The sequence below is a fragment of the Actinotalea sp. genome (assembly GCF_041597215.1).
Taxonomy (GTDB): Bacteria; Actinomycetota; Actinomycetes; order Actinomycetales; family Cellulomonadaceae; genus Actinotalea.
Map to the genome: position 1 here is coordinate 1 of NZ_JBFHHB010000044.1, position 16,177 is coordinate 16,177.

Annotated in this window: 13 protein-coding genes; 2 read left to right on the plus strand and 11 right to left on the minus strand. The window is 73.4% G+C overall.

Going from position 1 to position 16,177, the window contains the following annotated elements:
• The 8 genes from ABWK99_RS05045 to ABWK99_RS05080 form a co-directional block, all read right to left on the minus strand.
• On the minus strand, positions 1-834 hold an 834-nt coding region (locus ABWK99_RS05045), incomplete at its 3' end, for a biotin/lipoyl-binding protein (RefSeq protein WP_372593607.1).
• Positions 827-1,732, minus strand: coding sequence for a hypothetical protein (locus tag ABWK99_RS05050; RefSeq protein ID WP_372593608.1), 906 nt, complete (start codon positions 1,730-1,732; stop codon positions 827-829). The genes ABWK99_RS05050 and ABWK99_RS05045, both read right to left, overlap by 8 nt.
• 80 nt (positions 1,733-1,812) lie before the next feature.
• Positions 1,813-3,045, minus strand: coding sequence for an ABC transporter permease (locus tag ABWK99_RS05055; protein ID WP_372593609.1), 1,233 nt, complete (start codon positions 3,043-3,045; stop codon positions 1,813-1,815).
• Positions 3,042-3,776, minus strand: coding sequence for an ABC transporter ATP-binding protein (locus tag ABWK99_RS05060; RefSeq protein WP_372593610.1), 735 nt, complete (start codon positions 3,774-3,776; stop codon positions 3,042-3,044). The genes ABWK99_RS05055 and ABWK99_RS05060 overlap by 4 nt, the downstream gene beginning before the upstream one ends.
• A complete protein-coding gene (locus tag ABWK99_RS05065) occupies positions 3,769-4,929 on the minus strand; it encodes an efflux RND transporter periplasmic adaptor subunit (RefSeq protein WP_372593611.1) in 1,161 nt (386 codons plus the stop codon). The genes ABWK99_RS05060 and ABWK99_RS05065 overlap by 8 nt, the downstream gene beginning before the upstream one ends.
• A 125-nt stretch (positions 4,930-5,054) precedes the next feature.
• Complete coding sequence (locus ABWK99_RS05070) at positions 5,055-6,629, minus strand: methyltransferase (protein WP_372593612.1); 1,575 nt, start codon at positions 6,627-6,629, stop codon at positions 5,055-5,057.
• Positions 6,626-7,273, minus strand: coding sequence for an endonuclease/exonuclease/phosphatase family protein (locus tag ABWK99_RS05075; RefSeq protein ID WP_372593613.1), 648 nt, complete (start codon positions 7,271-7,273; stop codon positions 6,626-6,628). Before ABWK99_RS05075 ends, ABWK99_RS05070 begins: the two co-directional genes overlap by 4 nt.
• A gap of 46 nt (positions 7,274-7,319) precedes the next feature.
• Positions 7,320-9,614, minus strand: a complete 2,295-nt coding sequence (locus tag ABWK99_RS05080; RefSeq protein WP_372593614.1) for a sodium-translocating pyrophosphatase — start codon at positions 9,612-9,614, stop codon at positions 7,320-7,322.
• Between the two features lie 182 nt (positions 9,615-9,796).
• Here ABWK99_RS05080 and ABWK99_RS05085 point away from each other — a divergent pair, with 182 nt between their 5' ends.
• Both ABWK99_RS05085 and ABWK99_RS05090 read left to right on the plus strand, forming a co-directional pair.
• Positions 9,797-12,112, plus strand: a complete 2,316-nt coding sequence (locus ABWK99_RS05085) for a PEP/pyruvate-binding domain-containing protein (RefSeq protein ID WP_372593615.1) — start codon at positions 9,797-9,799, stop codon at positions 12,110-12,112.
• On the plus strand, positions 12,109-12,753 hold the full coding sequence (locus ABWK99_RS05090) for a glycerol-3-phosphate acyltransferase (RefSeq protein ID WP_372593616.1): 645 nt from the start codon (positions 12,109-12,111) through the stop codon (positions 12,751-12,753). Before ABWK99_RS05085 ends, ABWK99_RS05090 begins: the two co-directional genes overlap by 4 nt.
• Positions 12,754-12,774: 21 nt before the next feature.
• On the opposite strand, the gene ABWK99_RS05095 is transcribed toward ABWK99_RS05090, so the two are convergent.
• The 3 genes from ABWK99_RS05095 to ABWK99_RS05105 are packed head-to-tail and all read right to left on the minus strand — an operon-like array spanning position 12,775 to position 15,952.
• Positions 12,775-14,379 carry an ABC transporter permease subunit gene (locus ABWK99_RS05095; RefSeq protein WP_372593617.1) on the minus strand — a complete coding sequence of 535 codons (1,605 nt, stop codon included), beginning with the start codon at positions 14,377-14,379 and terminating at the stop codon, positions 12,775-12,777.
• Positions 14,376-15,299 carry an ABC transporter ATP-binding protein gene (locus ABWK99_RS05100; RefSeq protein ID WP_372593618.1) on the minus strand — a complete coding sequence of 308 codons (924 nt, stop codon included), beginning with the start codon at positions 15,297-15,299 and terminating at the stop codon, positions 14,376-14,378. The genes ABWK99_RS05095 and ABWK99_RS05100 overlap by 4 nt, the downstream gene beginning before the upstream one ends.
• 59 nt (positions 15,300-15,358) lie before the next feature.
• Positions 15,359-15,952 carry a dual specificity protein phosphatase family protein gene (locus ABWK99_RS05105; protein ID WP_372593619.1) on the minus strand — a complete coding sequence of 198 codons (594 nt, stop codon included), beginning with the start codon at positions 15,950-15,952 and terminating at the stop codon, positions 15,359-15,361.
• Positions 15,953-16,177: the final 225 nt, after the last annotated feature.

Sequence of the window (16,177 nt, forward strand, 5' to 3'; positions counted from 1 at the left end):
CGTCTCGTCCGTGCCCGTCTCGTCCGTGCCCGTCTCGTCCGTGCCCGTCTCGTCCGTGCCCGTCTCGTCCGTGCCCGTCTCGTCCGTGCCCGTCTCGTCGGTCGTCTCAGAGCTGAGCAGCGGCTCGCAGACGGACTGAGCCGTGGCCAGGGAGTCCTGCGAGACCTCCAGGAGCGCCGTGGCCTCGCTGTGCGCGGCGAGGAGTTCCTCCTGCGCCGCCCGTACCGCAGCGATCGCGGCCTCGACCGCCGGGTCGAGCTCGACCGAGGTCGGACCCGCTCCGCTCTCCCCGTCCGTCTCGGCGCTGGGAGAACCCGACGCCGGGGACGAGACCGTCGTCAGCGTCTCGGTGTCGACGGCAGTGTCGGTGCTCGTGTCGGTGCTCGTGTCGGTGCTCGTGTCGGTGCTCGTGTCGGTCTGGGAGTCGAGGTCGTCCTCGAGCTGCTGCTCGGCGTCCGCGAGCGCTGCGCTCGCCTCGTCGACGGCGTCCTGGAGCTCCGAGGGGTCGAGGGTGGCCAGCGTCTGGCCGGCCGTGACCTGGTCACCGACCGCGACCAGGACGGACTCCACCGTCCCGGCCACCGAGAAGGCCGCGTCGGCACGGCTCGCCGACGAGACGGTGCCGACGGCGTCGATCGCCTGGGCGACCGAGGCGACCTCGGCGGTGGCGAGGCGGTACGGCGAGGCTCCCGCCTGTCCCGCCGCGATGCTCACTCCGCCGACGGCCAGACCGAGGGCGAGGACTCCAGCGCCGATCGCGGCCGTGCGCCTCCTGCGGACGGCCCGGCGTCGACCACCGGTGCGCGGTGCACGCGACACAGAGGACTCAGCCACGGGTCCCCACCTCCGCGCAGGCGCCGTCCACGGACTCGGTGAGGGTCATCGTCTCGGCGGTGAGCCCTCCACGGTCATCGGTGGTCCCCCGTGCCGTGGCGCACCAGCCCACGGCGATCTGCTCGGTTCCCGCCGAGACCGTCTGCTGGTAGGTCGTGTCGGCCCCGACCGTGACGCTCGCCTCGGACTCGGCACCGTCGCGGTCCGTCGTCGTGATCGTGATCGTCGACGAGTCGACGGCCGTCACCTGTCCGGTGACCGCGGACCCGCCGGCCGCCCCGGAACCGGGCCCGCCCGCGCCCTGCCCGCCCGCTGCGTCCGTCGGCTGGTCCGTCGGCTGCTCCGACGTCTGGTCGGACGGACGGTCCGTCGGCCGCGACGCACCGTCCTCACCCGCGGCCCCGCTCGCACCGGGCGCCCCCGGCCCGGAGGCGAGGCCGGCACCGGCGACGCACTCCCCGTCGACCGGGTCGGAGACGACGACGGTGGACGCGAGGGTCTCGGTCGTGTCGTCGGCGGCGGAGGCGAGGACCATCACGCACGATCCCACCGTCACGGCACTGAGGTCGCTCGCACTCGTGACCAGCACCGTGGTCTCGTCGGTCCAGGTGACTGCCGTCTGGGCGCCGGTCGACTGCACCTGGGCGACGGAGTCGGTGATCGAGGCGATGAGTCCGCTCACCGCGGTCCCGCCCGGCTCGTCACCCGCGCCGGGGCTCGGGCTCGCCGTGGCCGCAGAGGCCTCCGGTGCGGCCGTCACGGTCTGCTCCGAGGTGCTGTCCTCCCCGGAGCACCCGGCGAGGACGAGCCCGAGCACCGCGACCGACGCCCCGAGGGCCAGTCCGGACCGGGCGCCGCGGGCGCGGGTACCGCGGGGGAGGGATGAGGTCGTCACCATGGGGATCTCCTGTGCGTCATGTGCGAGAGGGGTGCGTGCGGAGGCGAGGGCAGGGGACCCGCCGCCTCGCTGTCGCGTGGTCATTCGCTTCTCAGGGCATCGATCGGGGCGAGGCGCGCGGCACGGGTCGCCGGGTACACGCCGAAGACGATGCCGATGCCCATCGCGATGACGACCGAGCCGACGACGGCGGGGACGGAGACCACGACGGAGCTGTCCAGGACGGCAGGGAGCACCCGCGCCGCGAGGATCCCGAGCGCTGCACCGAGCAGCCCGCCCGCGAGACCGAGCACGCCCGCCTCGATGAGGAACTGCCGCCGGATCGCCCACGGGGGCGCTCCGAGCGCCTTGCGCAGCCCGATCTCCCTCGTCCTCTCGGTGACGGAGACGAGCATGATGTTCATCACGCCGATACCGCCGACAAGGAGCGAGAGAGCCGCGATCCCGGCCAGGAGGACGGTCAACGTCCGGTAGACCGCGGTCGCCGTGCTGACCAGGGAGTCCTGCGTGCTCACCGAGAAGTCGGCGTCGGCGCTGTCGGTGATCCCGTGCAGGTTGAGCAGGAGCGTCTGGGTCTCCTGGTAGGCGGCAGAGAGCTGCTCCGCCGATGCGGCCTGGACGTAGATGGTGTTCACGGCATCGCGGTCCCGGCCCCCGACGAGGCTCTCGGAGACCGTGCTCAGCGGGGCCACCACGATGTCGTCGAGGTCGGTCTCCGAGCTCGACCCGGCTTCCGCCAGGACCCCGATGACCTCGAAGTCGATCCCGGAGACGGTGACCGTCTGCCCGACGACCTCCGTCGACCCGAAGAGCTCGGTCGCCGCGGTCGCGCCGAGGACGGCGACGGGAGCGGACTGGGCGACGTCGTCCTCGGAGAGGAACTCCCCCGAGTCGAGCGATCGGGAGCGCACCGTCAGCCAGTCGGCGGTCGTCCCGACCACCGAGGTGGTCCAGTTCGTCTCGCTCGACTCCACCGACAGCGAGCTCGTCTTCTCCGGTGCGACCCCTGAGACGTCCGGCGCGCTGACCTCCGAGTCGAGGGCCTCGGCGTCGGAGCTCGTCAGGCTGAACAGGGACCCGAAGCCGCCGCGGACACCGGAGGTGTCGGTGCTGGACCCGGGAGTGACGATCAGGAGGTTCGAGCCGAGGGAGGTGATGGACTCGCTGACGTCCTTCTGGCTCCCGAGCCCGAGCCCGACGGTGAGGATCACCGCGGCGATCCCGATGAGGATGCCGAGCACCGTGAGGATCGAGCGCATGGCGTGGCTGCGGATGGCCGCGAGGCCGGTGCGCAGGGTCTCGGTCCAGGTCATCGAGCTCTCACCTCGTCGGAGTGGATGCGGCCGTCACGGACCCGCACGATGCGGTGCGCGTGCTCGGCGACCTCCTCCTCGTGGGTGATGAGGACGATCGTGCGGCCCTGGGCGTGCAGCTCGGCGAAGAGCGCGAGGACGTCGGCGCTCGACGTGGAGTCGAGGTTGCCGGTCGGCTCGTCCGCGAGGATCAGGGCGGGCTCACCGACCAGGGCCCGGGCGACAGCGACGCGCTGCTGCTGGCCGCCGGACATCTCCCCCGGCCGGTTGGCGAGCTTCTCCCCGAGACCGACGCGGTGCAGTGCGGCCACAGCGCGCTCCTTGCGCTCGGCGGCCGGCACCCGCCCGTAGACCATCGGCAGCTCGACGTTGCGCCATGCCGCGAGCGAGGGCAGCAGGTGGAACTGCTGGAACACGAAACCGATGCGCCGGTTGCGGATCTCGGCGAGCTGGACCTCGTCGAGCTCGTCGACGTCCTCCCCCGCGAGGCGATAGCTGCCGACGGTGAGCGTGTCGAGGCAGCCGATGAGGTTCATCAGCGTCGACTTCCCGGAGCCGGACGGCCCCATGATCGCCACGTACTCGCCCACCTCGATGGTCAGGTCCACCTCGCGCAGGGCCTCGTACTCCACGGCCCCGGTCCGGTAGGTCTTGCCCACTCCCCGCAGGTCGATGACGGGATCCGCTGCGAGCGACGCAGGGGCGGACCGCTCGAGCGTCGCCTCAGCCATTGCCGGCCTGCCCCGGTCCGCCGGCGCCTCCACCGAGCTGGCTCGGGTCGAGTCCCGCAGGGGGACCGCCGTCCTCGGTCGTGGTCCCGGTGTCGCTCCTCGAGCCCCCGGCCTGCGCCGTCACGACGGTGATCAGGACGGTGTCGCCCTCGCTCAGCCCGGAGAGGATCTCGGTGCTGGAGTCGGAGGTCTCCCCGGTGGTGACGACGGTCTCCACCTCGGTACCGGACTCGTCGACGACGGTGACCACCGTCTGCCCGTCGACGGTGCGCACGGCTGCCGCGGGGATGGTCAGGACGTCGGTGCGCCGCTCGTAGACGATCGAGACGTCGACCGAGACCCCGTCGTGCAGGTCGTCCACGGCACCGGTGACCGCGACGGTCACGGGGTAGGCGGCGACTCCCGAGGTGCTCGTCGAGAGGAGCCCGATCTCCGCGACGGTGCCGAACACGGTGTCGGTGATCCCGTCGACGGTGAGCTCCGCCTGGTCGCCGGTGGCGATCAGGGCGACGTCGCTCTCGTCGACGGTGGTCTCGACCACCCAGGAGTCGGTCCCGATGATCACGAAGGGCGCCGAGGAGGTCCCCTCGCCCGCGGACTGCGAGGAGGAGCTCGAGCCCTGGACGACATCTCCCACCTCGAGGTCGACCGTGGTGAGCAGCCCGGCGACGGGAGCGACGAGAGTCGCGTCGGCGAGGGACTCGGTCGCCTCCTCGACCCGGGTGGCGGCGAGCTCGACCTGCGCCTCAGCGGAGGCGATCTTCGCGTCGGAGGCGTCACTCCCGTCGTCCTCGTCCTCTGCGTCAGCGAGGCTCGCGTTCGCCTGGGCGAGGCTCGACTTCGCCGACAGCAGCGTCGCCTCGAGCTCGAGCGTGTCGACGGTCGCCAGGGTCTGCCCCTCGGTCACCGTGTCGCCCTCGGCGACGGTCACCGAGGTCACGGTGCCGCTGACCGCGAAGCTCACGTCCTCCTGGACCGCAGGGGTCAGGGTGCCGGTCGCCGACACCGACTTCTGCAACGTCCCGAGGGAGGCGGCGACCGTCCTGGTCGTCGTCGTGGCCGCTGCCTCGACCGCACCTGCGGTCTCCCGCGAACCGAACCACCAGCCGCCGGCGGCCGCGAGCGCCACGACGGCGAGCCCGGCAAGCACCATTCCGACTCGGGAGAGGGCCGTGGCCCTCCTGGATCTCGTCGTCACTCTCGTCCTTCGCTCGTCCGGCAGGGCCATTCGCGAAGGTAGGAGTCGAGGCTGGGGCACAGGTCTGTGCGACCTGTGCATCACCTATGGATCGGTGGCTCCAGCAGGCCGTCGAGCAGGAGCCCGCGCACGGCCGGAAGGAGGCTCGACCGCAGCTCGGCGACCTCCACGTCGAGGATCGCCCCGAGACCGCCGAGGATCTGGCCGACGGTGAGGTCCCCGTCACAGGCTCCGACGAGACCAGCGAGCGCCGTCCCGACCTGCACCGTGCGGCCGAAGCCACCCCCCTGGCGCAGCAGGACGACGCTCGGATCGGCGGCACCGGGGCGCAGGTGACGCTCCTCCGTCACGTCCGGGGCGACGGTGAGGCGCGAGCCGAGCACGGCCTCGTCGTCGTGCAGCGTGAGCCAGTCGTGCGCCGCCAGGACCGTGGCAAGGTGGCCGCCGAGCGGCTGACGGACCGCTCCCGGCTGCTCCTCGAGCCGGCGCATCGAGGGGCCTCCGGCGAGAGGGCGGCGCAGCACGACCATCCCGAGCCCGACGGCGTCGACCCCCCGCTGCTCGAAGTCCTCGAGCCATGCGGTCAGGCCTGACTCCCACCGGGCGCGGTCCCGCTCACGGGTGGTCCCGCCGTCGCGCAACCACAGCTCGGCGTACTCGGCGGGGTCGAGGACCTCCCGCTGGACCACCCAGCCGTCCAGTCCCGCCTGGTCCAGCCAGCCACCGACCCGCTCGGTCCAGTCCTGGCCGCCGCGGTGCTCCCAGTTGCCGAGCAGCTGGGCCACCCCACCTGGGGCGAGGACGTCTCCGACCCCCGTGATCAGGTCCCGGACCAGGTCGTCGCCCGACCGCCCGCCGTCACGGTACTCGTAGACCGGGCCGGACCCGGCCGAGCGCGGGGTGATGACGAAGGGAGGGTTGGACACCACGAGGTCGAACTGCTCTCCGTGCACCGGCTCCAGCATCGAGCCCAGCCGCAGGTCGAGCTCCACCCCGACGAGCGCGGCGTTGAGACGGGCGAAGGCCAGCGCCCGGGCGGAGAGGTCCGTCGCGACCACCGAGTCGCTGTGCCGGCTCGCGTGCAGGGCCTGGACCCCGCAACCGGTGCCGAGGTCGAGGGTCCGGTGGACGCGGGTGCGGATCGTCGACTGTGCAAGGGTGATCGACGCCCCGCCGACGCCGAGCACGTGCTCGCGGTGCAGCACCTCCCCGGTCACCGCCTCCCCGAGGTCGGAGGCGAGCCACCAGTCCACCTCCCCGGCGGCATCGCTCGCGGAGTAGGGACGCAGGTCGACCAGGGGCCGGACCTGGTCGGTCTCCTGCTGCCCGGCAGCGTCGAGCAGCCCGAGCCGGACGGCGCCCTCGACACCGAGCCGGGGAAGGGCACGCTCGGCCTCCGCGCGCGGGACGGGGCGACCCAGCACGAAGACCCGCGTCAGCGTGACGAGCGGATCGACTGCTCCCCTGCCGCCGACCGCGCGCAGCGCCGGGAGGATCTCCTCGCGGTGCAGCGCGCCTGAGGCGGTCGGACCGAGCAGCGTCTCGACGGCGGGGACCGTCAGGCCGCCGTCGGTGAGGTCGGCGCGCAGGGCGTCGGCGAGGACCGGGTCGGCGTGCGGGGCGGCACCAGGAGAGGCGCTCTCGCTCGGGCTCATCGTCGTTCTCCGATCCTCAGGTCGACCACCACGGGGAGGTGATCGCTCGCGCTGCTCGCATCCGGGCCCCGGAGCACCGCCGCCGACTCGACGACGATGCCAGGAGAGACCAGGACGACGTCGATGCGGTGCGCGGGGTCCCTCGCAGGGTAGGTCGGCCCGGCCCCGGCCGCCGCATCGCGCAGGACGGCCGTCAGCCGCCGGGCCGCCGTGCCGGCCGGGGACTCGTTGAGGTCACCGGCGACGACGCAGGGTCCGGGCGCCTCGCGCACGAGGGCCAGGACGCGACGCACGTGGTCCTGGCGTTCAGCGGCGTGCAGTCCGAGGTGCACCCCGACCACCCGCACCCCGCGCAGGTCCGCCAGGACCGCTCCTCTGCGCACGCGCCCTCCGGCGCGCGGCAGGCGCACGGACCGGCCAGGCACCGGTGGCTCGTCGGCCCGCACGAGCAGGGCCGTGGTCCGCGACCCGTGACCGGCGACCGCGACCCTGAGGTCAGCCGCCCTGGCCACGCGGCGCAACCGGCTGCCGGCGAAGGGACCCCGGGGAGGCTCCTGCAGGGCCACCACGTCCGGAGCGTTCTCGCGCAGCAGCCGGACGAGGGCGGCGCGGTCGTCACGCAGCCCCCGCACGTTCAGGCTCATCACGCGCAGGCGGACGGACGCAGACCGCCGGCCGGGCGAGAACGTGTCAGGCGAGGGAGGCCTCCTGCTCGAGCAGACCCTCACGGTCCACGGCCGCCGCCCGCATCCGTGAGGCGATCACGGCACCGAAGGCGATGAGCATCGCCGTCGTCGCGATCGCGAGTCGGATGGTGTGGTTCGCCCCGTCGCCGATCGAGAGGTGGACCACCGCCGGCGCGATGAGCAGCGCGACGAGGTTCATCACCTTGATGAGCGGGTTGATGGCCGGACCGGCGGTGTCCTTGAAGGGGTCCCCGACGGTGTCGCCGATCACCGCTGCGGCATGGGCCGTGGAGTGCTTGCCGCCGTGGTTGCCGTCCTCGACGAGCTTCTTCGCGTTGTCCCACGCGCCACCGGAGTTGGCGAGGAACACGGCCATCAGCACGCCGGTCGCGATCGCACCGGCGAGGAAGCCTGCCAACGGTCCGACGCCGAGGCCGAAGCCCACGGCGATCGGCGCGAACGCGGCCAGGAGACCGGGCGTGGCGAGCTCGCGCAACGAGTCCCGCGTGCAGATGTCCACCACGCGGCCGTACTCGGGCCGGACCTCGCCGGTCATGATCCCGGGGTTCTCACGGAACTGACGACGCACCTCGAAGACGATCGCACCGGCCGCCCTGGTCACCGCGTCGATCGCGAGCCCGGAGAACAGGAAGACCGTCGCCCCACCGAGGATGACCCCGACGAGCGTGATCGGGGAGATCACCTGGTAGGAGAGCATCGCCACGGCGAAGCCGCTGGTGTCGAAGCCGGACCCGAGCTCGTCGACCGCCGTCCGGACGGCGTCGGTGTACGAGCCGAACAGCGCCGTCGCGGCGAGCACGGCCGTGGCGATCGCGATCCCCTTGGTGATGGCCTTGGTGGTGTTGCCCACGGCGTCCAGGTCGGTGAGGGTCTGCGCGCCCTCGGCGTCGATGTCGCCGCTCATCTCCGCGATCCCCTGGGCGTTGTCGCTCACCGGGCCGAAGGTGTCCATCGCGACGATGACGCCGACGGTCGTGAGCAGGCCGCATCCGGCGAGCGCGATGAGGAAGAGGGAGAGCGTGATCGACCCGCCGGAGATGAGGAAGACCCCGCAGATCGCCGCGGCGATGATGCCCGCCGTGTAGACGGCCGACTCGAAGCCGACGCCGATCCCCGACAGGACGACGGTGGCCGCGCCGGTGAGCGTCGTGCGTGCCACGTGCTTGGTGGGGTTGGACGTGGTCCCGGTGAAGTAGCCGGTCAGCCACAGGATGATCCCGGCGAGCAGGATGCCGATCGTCACCGCAAGGGTCGCGACCACCCGCGGGTCTCCGGTGTGGGTCGCGAGGTCACCGTGCACCCCGGAGAGCGTCGAGAAGCTCGAGGGCAGGTAGACGAACGCGGCGATCGCCGTCAGCACGGCACCGGTGAGGGCCGCCTGGTAGAAGCCGCGGTAGATCGCCCGCAGCCCGCTCTCCTGGCCGCGCACCTTGGTCAGGACGACGCCGAGGGCGGCGGTGATCGCGCCGATCCCCGCCACGACGAGCGGGAAGACGAGCCCCTGCTCACCGAAGGAGACCTTGCCGAGGATCAGGGCGGCCACGAGCGTCACGGCGTAGGACTCGAAGAGGTCCGCCGCCATCCCGGCACAGTCGCCGACGTTGTCGCCGACGTTGTCGGCGATCGTCGCGGCGTTGCGGGGGTCGTCCTCGGGGATGCCCTGCTCGACCTTGCCCACCAGGTCCGCGCCGACGTCGGCGGCCTTCGTGAAGATGCCACCACCCACGCGCATGAACATCGCCAGCAGCGCTGCGCCGAAGCCGAAGCCCTCGAGAACGGCGGGAGCCTGCTCGCGGAAGATCAGCACGACCGTCGTCGCCCCGGCCAGGCCGAGACCGACGACGGACATCCCGACGACACCACCGGTGCGGAAGGCGATCTGGGCCCCGACCACGCGCCCGTCCGAGCGCCGTGCCGCGGAGGCGACGCGCACGTTCGCGCGGGTCGCGAGCCACATCCCGAGGTACCCGATCGCCGCGGAGAACCCCGCCCCGACGAGGAAGAAGACCGAGCGTCCGATCCGGATCCCGGTGTCCCCCGGGAGGAGGAACAGCAGCCCGAAGACGATGACGGCGAACAGCACCAGGGTCCTGAACATCCGGTTCAGGTACGCCGAGGCACCCTCCTGCACCGCCGCCGCGATCTCCTGCATCTTCGCCGTGCCCTCGTCGGCCGCGAGCACCTGGCGCCGCAGCACCAGCGCGAACACGAGCGAGACGACGGCGATGGCGGCGATGACCGCGACGATCGTGAGGCTCGAGTTCCCGAGCGTGAGCATGCGCCCTCCAAGTCCCCCGCGCGGCCAGGACGGGGCGGCCTCGTTGCCGACCCCCGCGTGCCGCGGACGGTCGGAGTCTACGGGTTGATCACTGCGGGGCCAGGCGAGCGGGTGGTGCGCCCGGTCCCAGCGGTGGGCTGGTCGCCCTGCCTCGCTCCGCACGAGCCGCTAGCGTGAGGAGCGTGGCAGGCACCCTGGTGGACCTGCGGTCGTCGCCGCCCGCGGGACTCGTCGGCACGAAGGCGGCGCGCCTGGGATGGCTCCTGGGGCAGGGCTGGCCGGTGCCGCCCGGGGTGGTCGTCCCCGCGTCCCACCTCGGCTCTCCGGGCACCACCGACCTCCGGGGCCTCGGAACCGTACGCGAGGAGCTCGGCGCGGTGCTGGTGCCGCAGCGCCGGTACGTCGTCCGGTCCTCGGCCGACGCCGAGGACAGCGGGACCTGCTCCTTCGCCGGTCAGTTCGCCACCGTCCTGGACGTGTCCGGGACCGACGAGGTCCTCGCCGCGGTGCTCGAGGTCACGGCCTCGACGCGCACGGCGCAGGTCGCGGCCTACGCCCGACGGGTCGGGGTGGACGCGTCGACGATCCGGATGTCCGTGATCGTGCAGGAGATGGTGACGGCTGTCGCCAGCGGAGTGGCCTTCAGCCGGGACCCGGTGACCGGCGGCCCACGGGTCGTCGTCGAGGCCGTCGCCGGCCGCGGCGAGACCCTCGTGGGGCGAGGGGCGACCCCGCAGCGCTGGACCTGCGCTCCGGGCGCCGACCCCGTGCGTGACGCCGACCCCTCGGTCCCGGTGCCGCCGCTGCTGCCGGACGCCGTCCTGCGTGAGGTCGTCGCGCTCACGCGTGCCGTCGCCGCGGCCGACGGAGAGCCCACGGACGTCGAGTGGGCGTGGGACGGCACCCGGCTCTGGCTCGTGCAGTCCCGTCCCATCACGTCGCTCACGTCGACCGCGAGGGTCTGGTCGTCCCGGATCGCGCGGGACGTGCTGCCCGGCCTCATCCCTCCCCTGGTGTGGTCCGTCAACGTGCCCGTCGTCAACCGCGTCTGGGTCGACGTGCTCGACAGGGCGCTGGGCCCGACCGGGCTCGAGCCCGAGAGTCTCGCGCACCCGTTCGGGTACCGCGCCTACTTCGACATGGGTGCCTTCGGCGCGGTGTTCACCTCGCTCGGCATGCCTGCCGACGCCCTCGAGCAGATGCGGGCGGGGACGGGCCGGTCCTCGATGCGACCCTCCGTCGGCGCGATCCTGCGGCGCTCCCCTCGCCTGCTCGGACTCGTCCTCGAACTGCGCCGGTGGCCGGACGAGGCGCACGCGCAGGTGCGCCTCGCGGAGGCCTCACGCGCCGAGGAGTCCGGTGTCGACCTCTCCTCCTTGAGCGACGAGGACCTGCTCGACCGGGTCGACCGGCTCCGGCTCGGCTTCGCCGACCTGGCGCGGTTCAACGTCGTGACCCCGCTCCTGGCGGACATGGCGGCAGCGCGGGTCCGTCGTGCGGCCCACCGACGGGGCCTCGACCCCACGACGGTCGACCCCGGCCAGGAGCTGGAGCGGGTGCGCGAGCTCAGCCCCGTGCATGCCCTTGCTGCCGTCGACCGCGACGACGACGCGGCCTGGGCCGACTACCTCGAGCGGTTCGGTCACCTCTCGGACAGCCCGAACGACTGCTCGCGTGCGACCTGGGCCGAGCAGGGGGAGCGGGTGCGGCGCAACCTCCTCGGGACGACAGGTCCGGCCGGGGCAGGACCGGACGCCGCTCGTCGGGGGAACGTCGGCGGGCGGGTGGAGCTGTTGGAGCGGACTCCCCCGTGGCTGCGGTGGCGCACGGCGCGCGCCTGGTCTCGGGCGGCGACGCTGCGCCTGGCCCGGGAGGACGTCGGCTACGCCTATGCGCGCTTCTACGGGCTCTTCCGTCCCGTGTTCCTGGAGGCGGGAGCGCGGCTGACCTCCCGTGGTCTCCTCGACGGACCCGACGACGTCTTCCTCCTCGACCTCGCCGAGCTGCGTGCCGCACTCAAGGGCGCGTTGCCGGACACCAGGTCGCTCGCCGCACGACGGCGCGAGGAGATGGCAGAAGCCGCAGAGCTCGACTGGCCGGAGACGATCGTCGGCGACGACCCGGTGCCCGTGCTCGGCAGGGCGGGGGCTCGGGTCCTGCACGGCACGCCGACGTCCCGGGGCCGGCACACGGGGCCGGCGCGGATCGTCACCTCGCTCGCGAACGCACCGGAGATCGGCCCGCAGGACGTCCTCGTGCTCGAGGCCGCCGACGTGACGTGGACGCCGCTGCTGCTCCGCGCCGGGGCCGTCGTCACCGAGACCGGCGGGATGCTCTCGCACGCCTCGATCGTGGCGAGGGAGCTCGGATTGCCCTGCGTCGCCTCGGTGGCCGGTGTGCTCCGCGTGACCGACGGCACACGCCTGTGCGTCGACGGCGGGGCCGGCGAGGTCCTCGTGCTCGACGGGCCCCGCGCACCGGACGGGACGCTGCCATGAGGACGCCTCCGAGCGGGTGGTCGGCCGGCGCCTTCGGCGCTGCGGCCGGGTACCTCGCCGGCGCCGTGTCCTTCTCACGCATGATCGGCGCCCGTGCGGCGCCTGGCGAGGACATCAGCGTCACGCATGTCGACGTGGTCGAGACGGGGACGACGGTCGAGTTCCACGGGATCACCCCGACCAGCGTGCGCGAGCACGCCGGCAACCGGGCGATGGCGCTGAGCATCGTGCTCGAGGCCGGCAAGGCCCTCGCGCCGACCCTGGCGGCGCGGCTAGCACTGCCGGGGACCCCCGCCGCGCCGGCGGCCGCCGCCGGTGCCGTCCTCGGCCACGTCGTCCCGGTCTGGAGCGGTGGGAAGGGCGGCTACGGGATGTCCCCGATGCTCGGCGGGTTCCTGGTGCTGGACCCGCTCGGCTTCCTGGTCACCACTGCCGGTCTGAGTGCGCTCATCGGCCTCACCCGCGACCGCCGCATCGCGATGCTGTGGCCGCTGACGGTCCCGCTCTGGGGTGCCCTGCGCCACCGTCGCGACGTCGTGGGGTTCGGCCTGGTGGCCAACGCCCTCTACTGGGGACGGCTGGTCCCCGAGCTGCGTGGTGGCCTGCGAGCCCTCCTGGCGCCCCACGTGCGCAGGCGCTGAGGCCCACCCGGCACGGGTGCCTCAGGCCGGCTCGACGTCGCGCCGGCGCAGGGCGACCGCCCCCGCCGCTGCCGTCACCACCGCGAGCGAGAGGAGGACGAGCGCCGCCGGCCAGTCGGGATCGACCGCCGGGGCGGGCGCCACGTGGTGGAAGACGGAGAGGCCCAGCAGCCATCCGGGCAGGTCGACCGTCGACCCGACGACCTCGAGCAGGAAGGACGCCGCGACCCCGCCGTAGGTGAGGGTCGCGGTACGGCGCGGCAGGAGCCCGTGCACCAGCGTTCCCGCCCCGAGGACCAGCAGCGCCGCCGGGAGCATGTTGACTCCGGCCAGGGCGAGGTCACCGGCCTCGACCCCCAGGTCCCCCACCCGTCCGGCCGTCCAGATCCCGGCCACCAGCGCAGCGGACGCGAGGACGAGGACGGCGACCGCGGCCAGGAGCCTGCTCGCCAGCCACCGGGCGCGGTCCACCGGGCGGACGAGGATCGTGTCGAGCCTGGCACTGCCCTCCTCCTCGCGCGTCGCTGCGGCCAGCCCGGCGGCAGCCGTGGCGAGAGCCACCGTGGCGAGCACGAAGGACAGACCGACATAGGCCCGGGTGCCGGTGTCCGCGATGCCGAGACCACCGAGCGCACTCCCGCTCGTCGAGCCGGCCATGGCCTCGGCAGCGGTGCGCGCCACCAGCCCGACGAGGAGCCCGAAGGTCCCCATGCCGAGGGACCAGGCCAGGGCCGCGCCCCTCGAGAGGCGGAGGGCGAGACCCCAGGGACTCGCGAGGAGGGCCGTGCGTGCCCGACCGTCGTCGCGGCCGCGGACGAGCCCCGCCCCGAGATCCCGCCGTCTGCTCAGCACGAGGGCTGCGAGGCCGAGGAGAAGGCCGGTCGCCCAGGTGAGGGCCACCGGCCAGGGACTCGGGGCGGTCAGCGGAGCGGCCAGCTCCAGCCAGCCGAGCGGCGTCGCCCAGCGCAGCCAGCGCAGGTCAGGGGTGGAGTCCGCGACGACCCGGACGACGTACCAGAGACCGAGGACGATGGCGCCCAGACCTGCCGCGCGACGTCGGCTGTCGACGAGCTGCGAGCAGACCGCCCCGACCCCCGCCATGATCGCCGGGATGCCCCCGACGGCCACCCCCAGGAGCGCGGCTCGGTCAGTCCCGAGCTCCCGTCCGGCACCGACGACGAGTCCGCCGACCGCGACGGCGGTGAGCAGCCCGAGGACGACGGCCAGCCCCGCTGCGGTGGCGCGGGCCACCCCCGCCCGGCTGATCGGCGCGGCGAGCAGGATCTCCGCCCGTCCGGCGTCCTCCTCCCCGCGCATCGTGCGGGTCGCGGCGAAGAGCGCCCAGACGCCGCCCACCAGTGCCAGGACCAGGAGCACCCGCCACTCGGTGAAACCGGCGACGGTCTCGAGGGCACGGGGCTCGCCGAACAGGGCCACCATCCCCGGGTTGGACCCGATGCTGGCGGCCAGGACGACCCGGTCGGCCGGGTCCGGGTACGCGGCGACGTAGCCGACGACGGCCGTCACGGTCACCAGGACGACCGCCGCGGCGGTCGCCACGGCCCCCGGCCAGGTGCGACGGACCGTCAGGCCGAGGATGGCCCACCCGGTGCCGTCCCGGCTCATGGGGCGCGCCGTCGGCCCGACGGCGGCCCGTGCGGTACGTCGTCCTCGGTGTAGTACGTCAGGAACAGCTCCTCGAGGGACGGTTCTCGACTGACCACGCGCTCGGCGCCGGCCGCGGCCAGGACGGCGAGCAGGGGAGCCACCGGTCCGTCCACCCGGCACCGGACCGTGCGGCCGTCAACGCTCGCGTCGAGCACACCCGGCACGGCTCGGACGTCGGGCGCCGGGCGGTCGCGGAACGTCGCCTCGATGCTCAGCGTCGATCCCAGCCGCAGCGAGTCGAGGGAGCCCACCTCGACGAGCCGTCCGGCGCGCAGGATCGCGACGCGGTCGCACAGCGCCTCGACCTCGGCGAGCACGTGGGAGGAGAGGAAGACGGTCTGGCCCCGCTCCTTCGCCTCCGAGACGCATGCGCGGAAGACCTGCTCCATCAAGGGGTCGAGGCCCGCCGTCGGCTCGTCCAGCACGAGCAGGGCGGGCCGTGCGGCGAGTGCTGCGATCAACGAGACCTTCTGCCGGTTGCCCTTGGAGTACGCACGGACCCGCTTGCTCCCGTCGAGCTCGAACCGGTCGATCAGCTCGGTGCGGTAGTCCTCGTCCACGGTCCCCTGGAGCCGAGCGAGAAGGTGCAGCGTCTCGGTACCCGTCAGCTCCGGCCACAGCGCTGCCTCGCCGGGCACGTAGGCGAGATCCCGGTGGATGGACACCGCATCACGTTCCGGGTCACCGCCGAGGACCGCGACGCGACCGGACGTCGGGCGGATCAGCCCGAGCAGCAGCCGGATCGTCGTCGTCTTGCCCGAGCCGTTCGGCCCGAGGTAGCCGAAGACGTCCCCTTCCTCGACCTCCAGGTCGAGGCCTTCGAGCGCACGCACGGCACCGTAGTGCTTGGTCAGGCCCTCGGCCTCGATGACGGCCATGGGCTACACCTACCACGGCGCGCCGGAGCGGGGGGCCGATCTGCCCGCCGACCGGGCGCTCAGGACGTCGCGTCGGTGGCTTCGTCCCCGAGCCCCGACCCGCGGACGAGCCGCAGCATGTCGACCCGGTTGCGCCGATGCCAGTCCTTGACCGCCGCCCGCTGTCGCCGAGCGACGTCGCGCTCCACGCCCGCAGTGCGGTGCCACCAGTCGAGGGCGTCGAGGCTGTAGCCGATGGCAGCGATCGGCCGGGCCCGCCGGATCGCGCTCAGCGCGCGCACCGGGCTCTCGCCCGTGGCCAGGAGGATGGCGTAGGCCATCGACGGGCCCCGGTTGATCCCCATGTGGCAGTGCGCGAGGACCTGGGTGCCCGGCTGCGCGAGCGCTGCCAGCGCGAGGCCGACACCGCTGTCGAACCACGAGTCGGGCATCCGCTGCCCCGCGTCGTCCTGGCCGTTCCAGAGGTAGGTGATCTCCGGGGCGTAGCGGCGCACGACGTCCTCGTCCGACCACTCGGCGCGGTTGTCGACGATGTGGGTGATCCCGGCGGAACGGAGCTCGGCGAGTCCGGCGAGCATCGGTCCGAGTCCCCGGTGGGACGGGAGGTCGCCGCCGGTCCACAGGCGCTCACCGACGCGGCTGATGTCAGGCACGTGGGTTCCTCCTCCCGGCCAAGGATGACCGGGGGTGACCACCCGCGCCACCGCACGGTGACGCGGATCGTCGGCGCCAGGCGACCGGAGCGGGAGCCGTCGGCTCAGGCGAGCGCGTCCTCGAGCGTCGAGTGGATCGAGAAGACCTGGGTCAGCGCGGTGATCCGGAAGACCTTGAGGATCGCCTCCTGGTCGATGACCAGGCTGAGGTCGCCACCGAGCGTC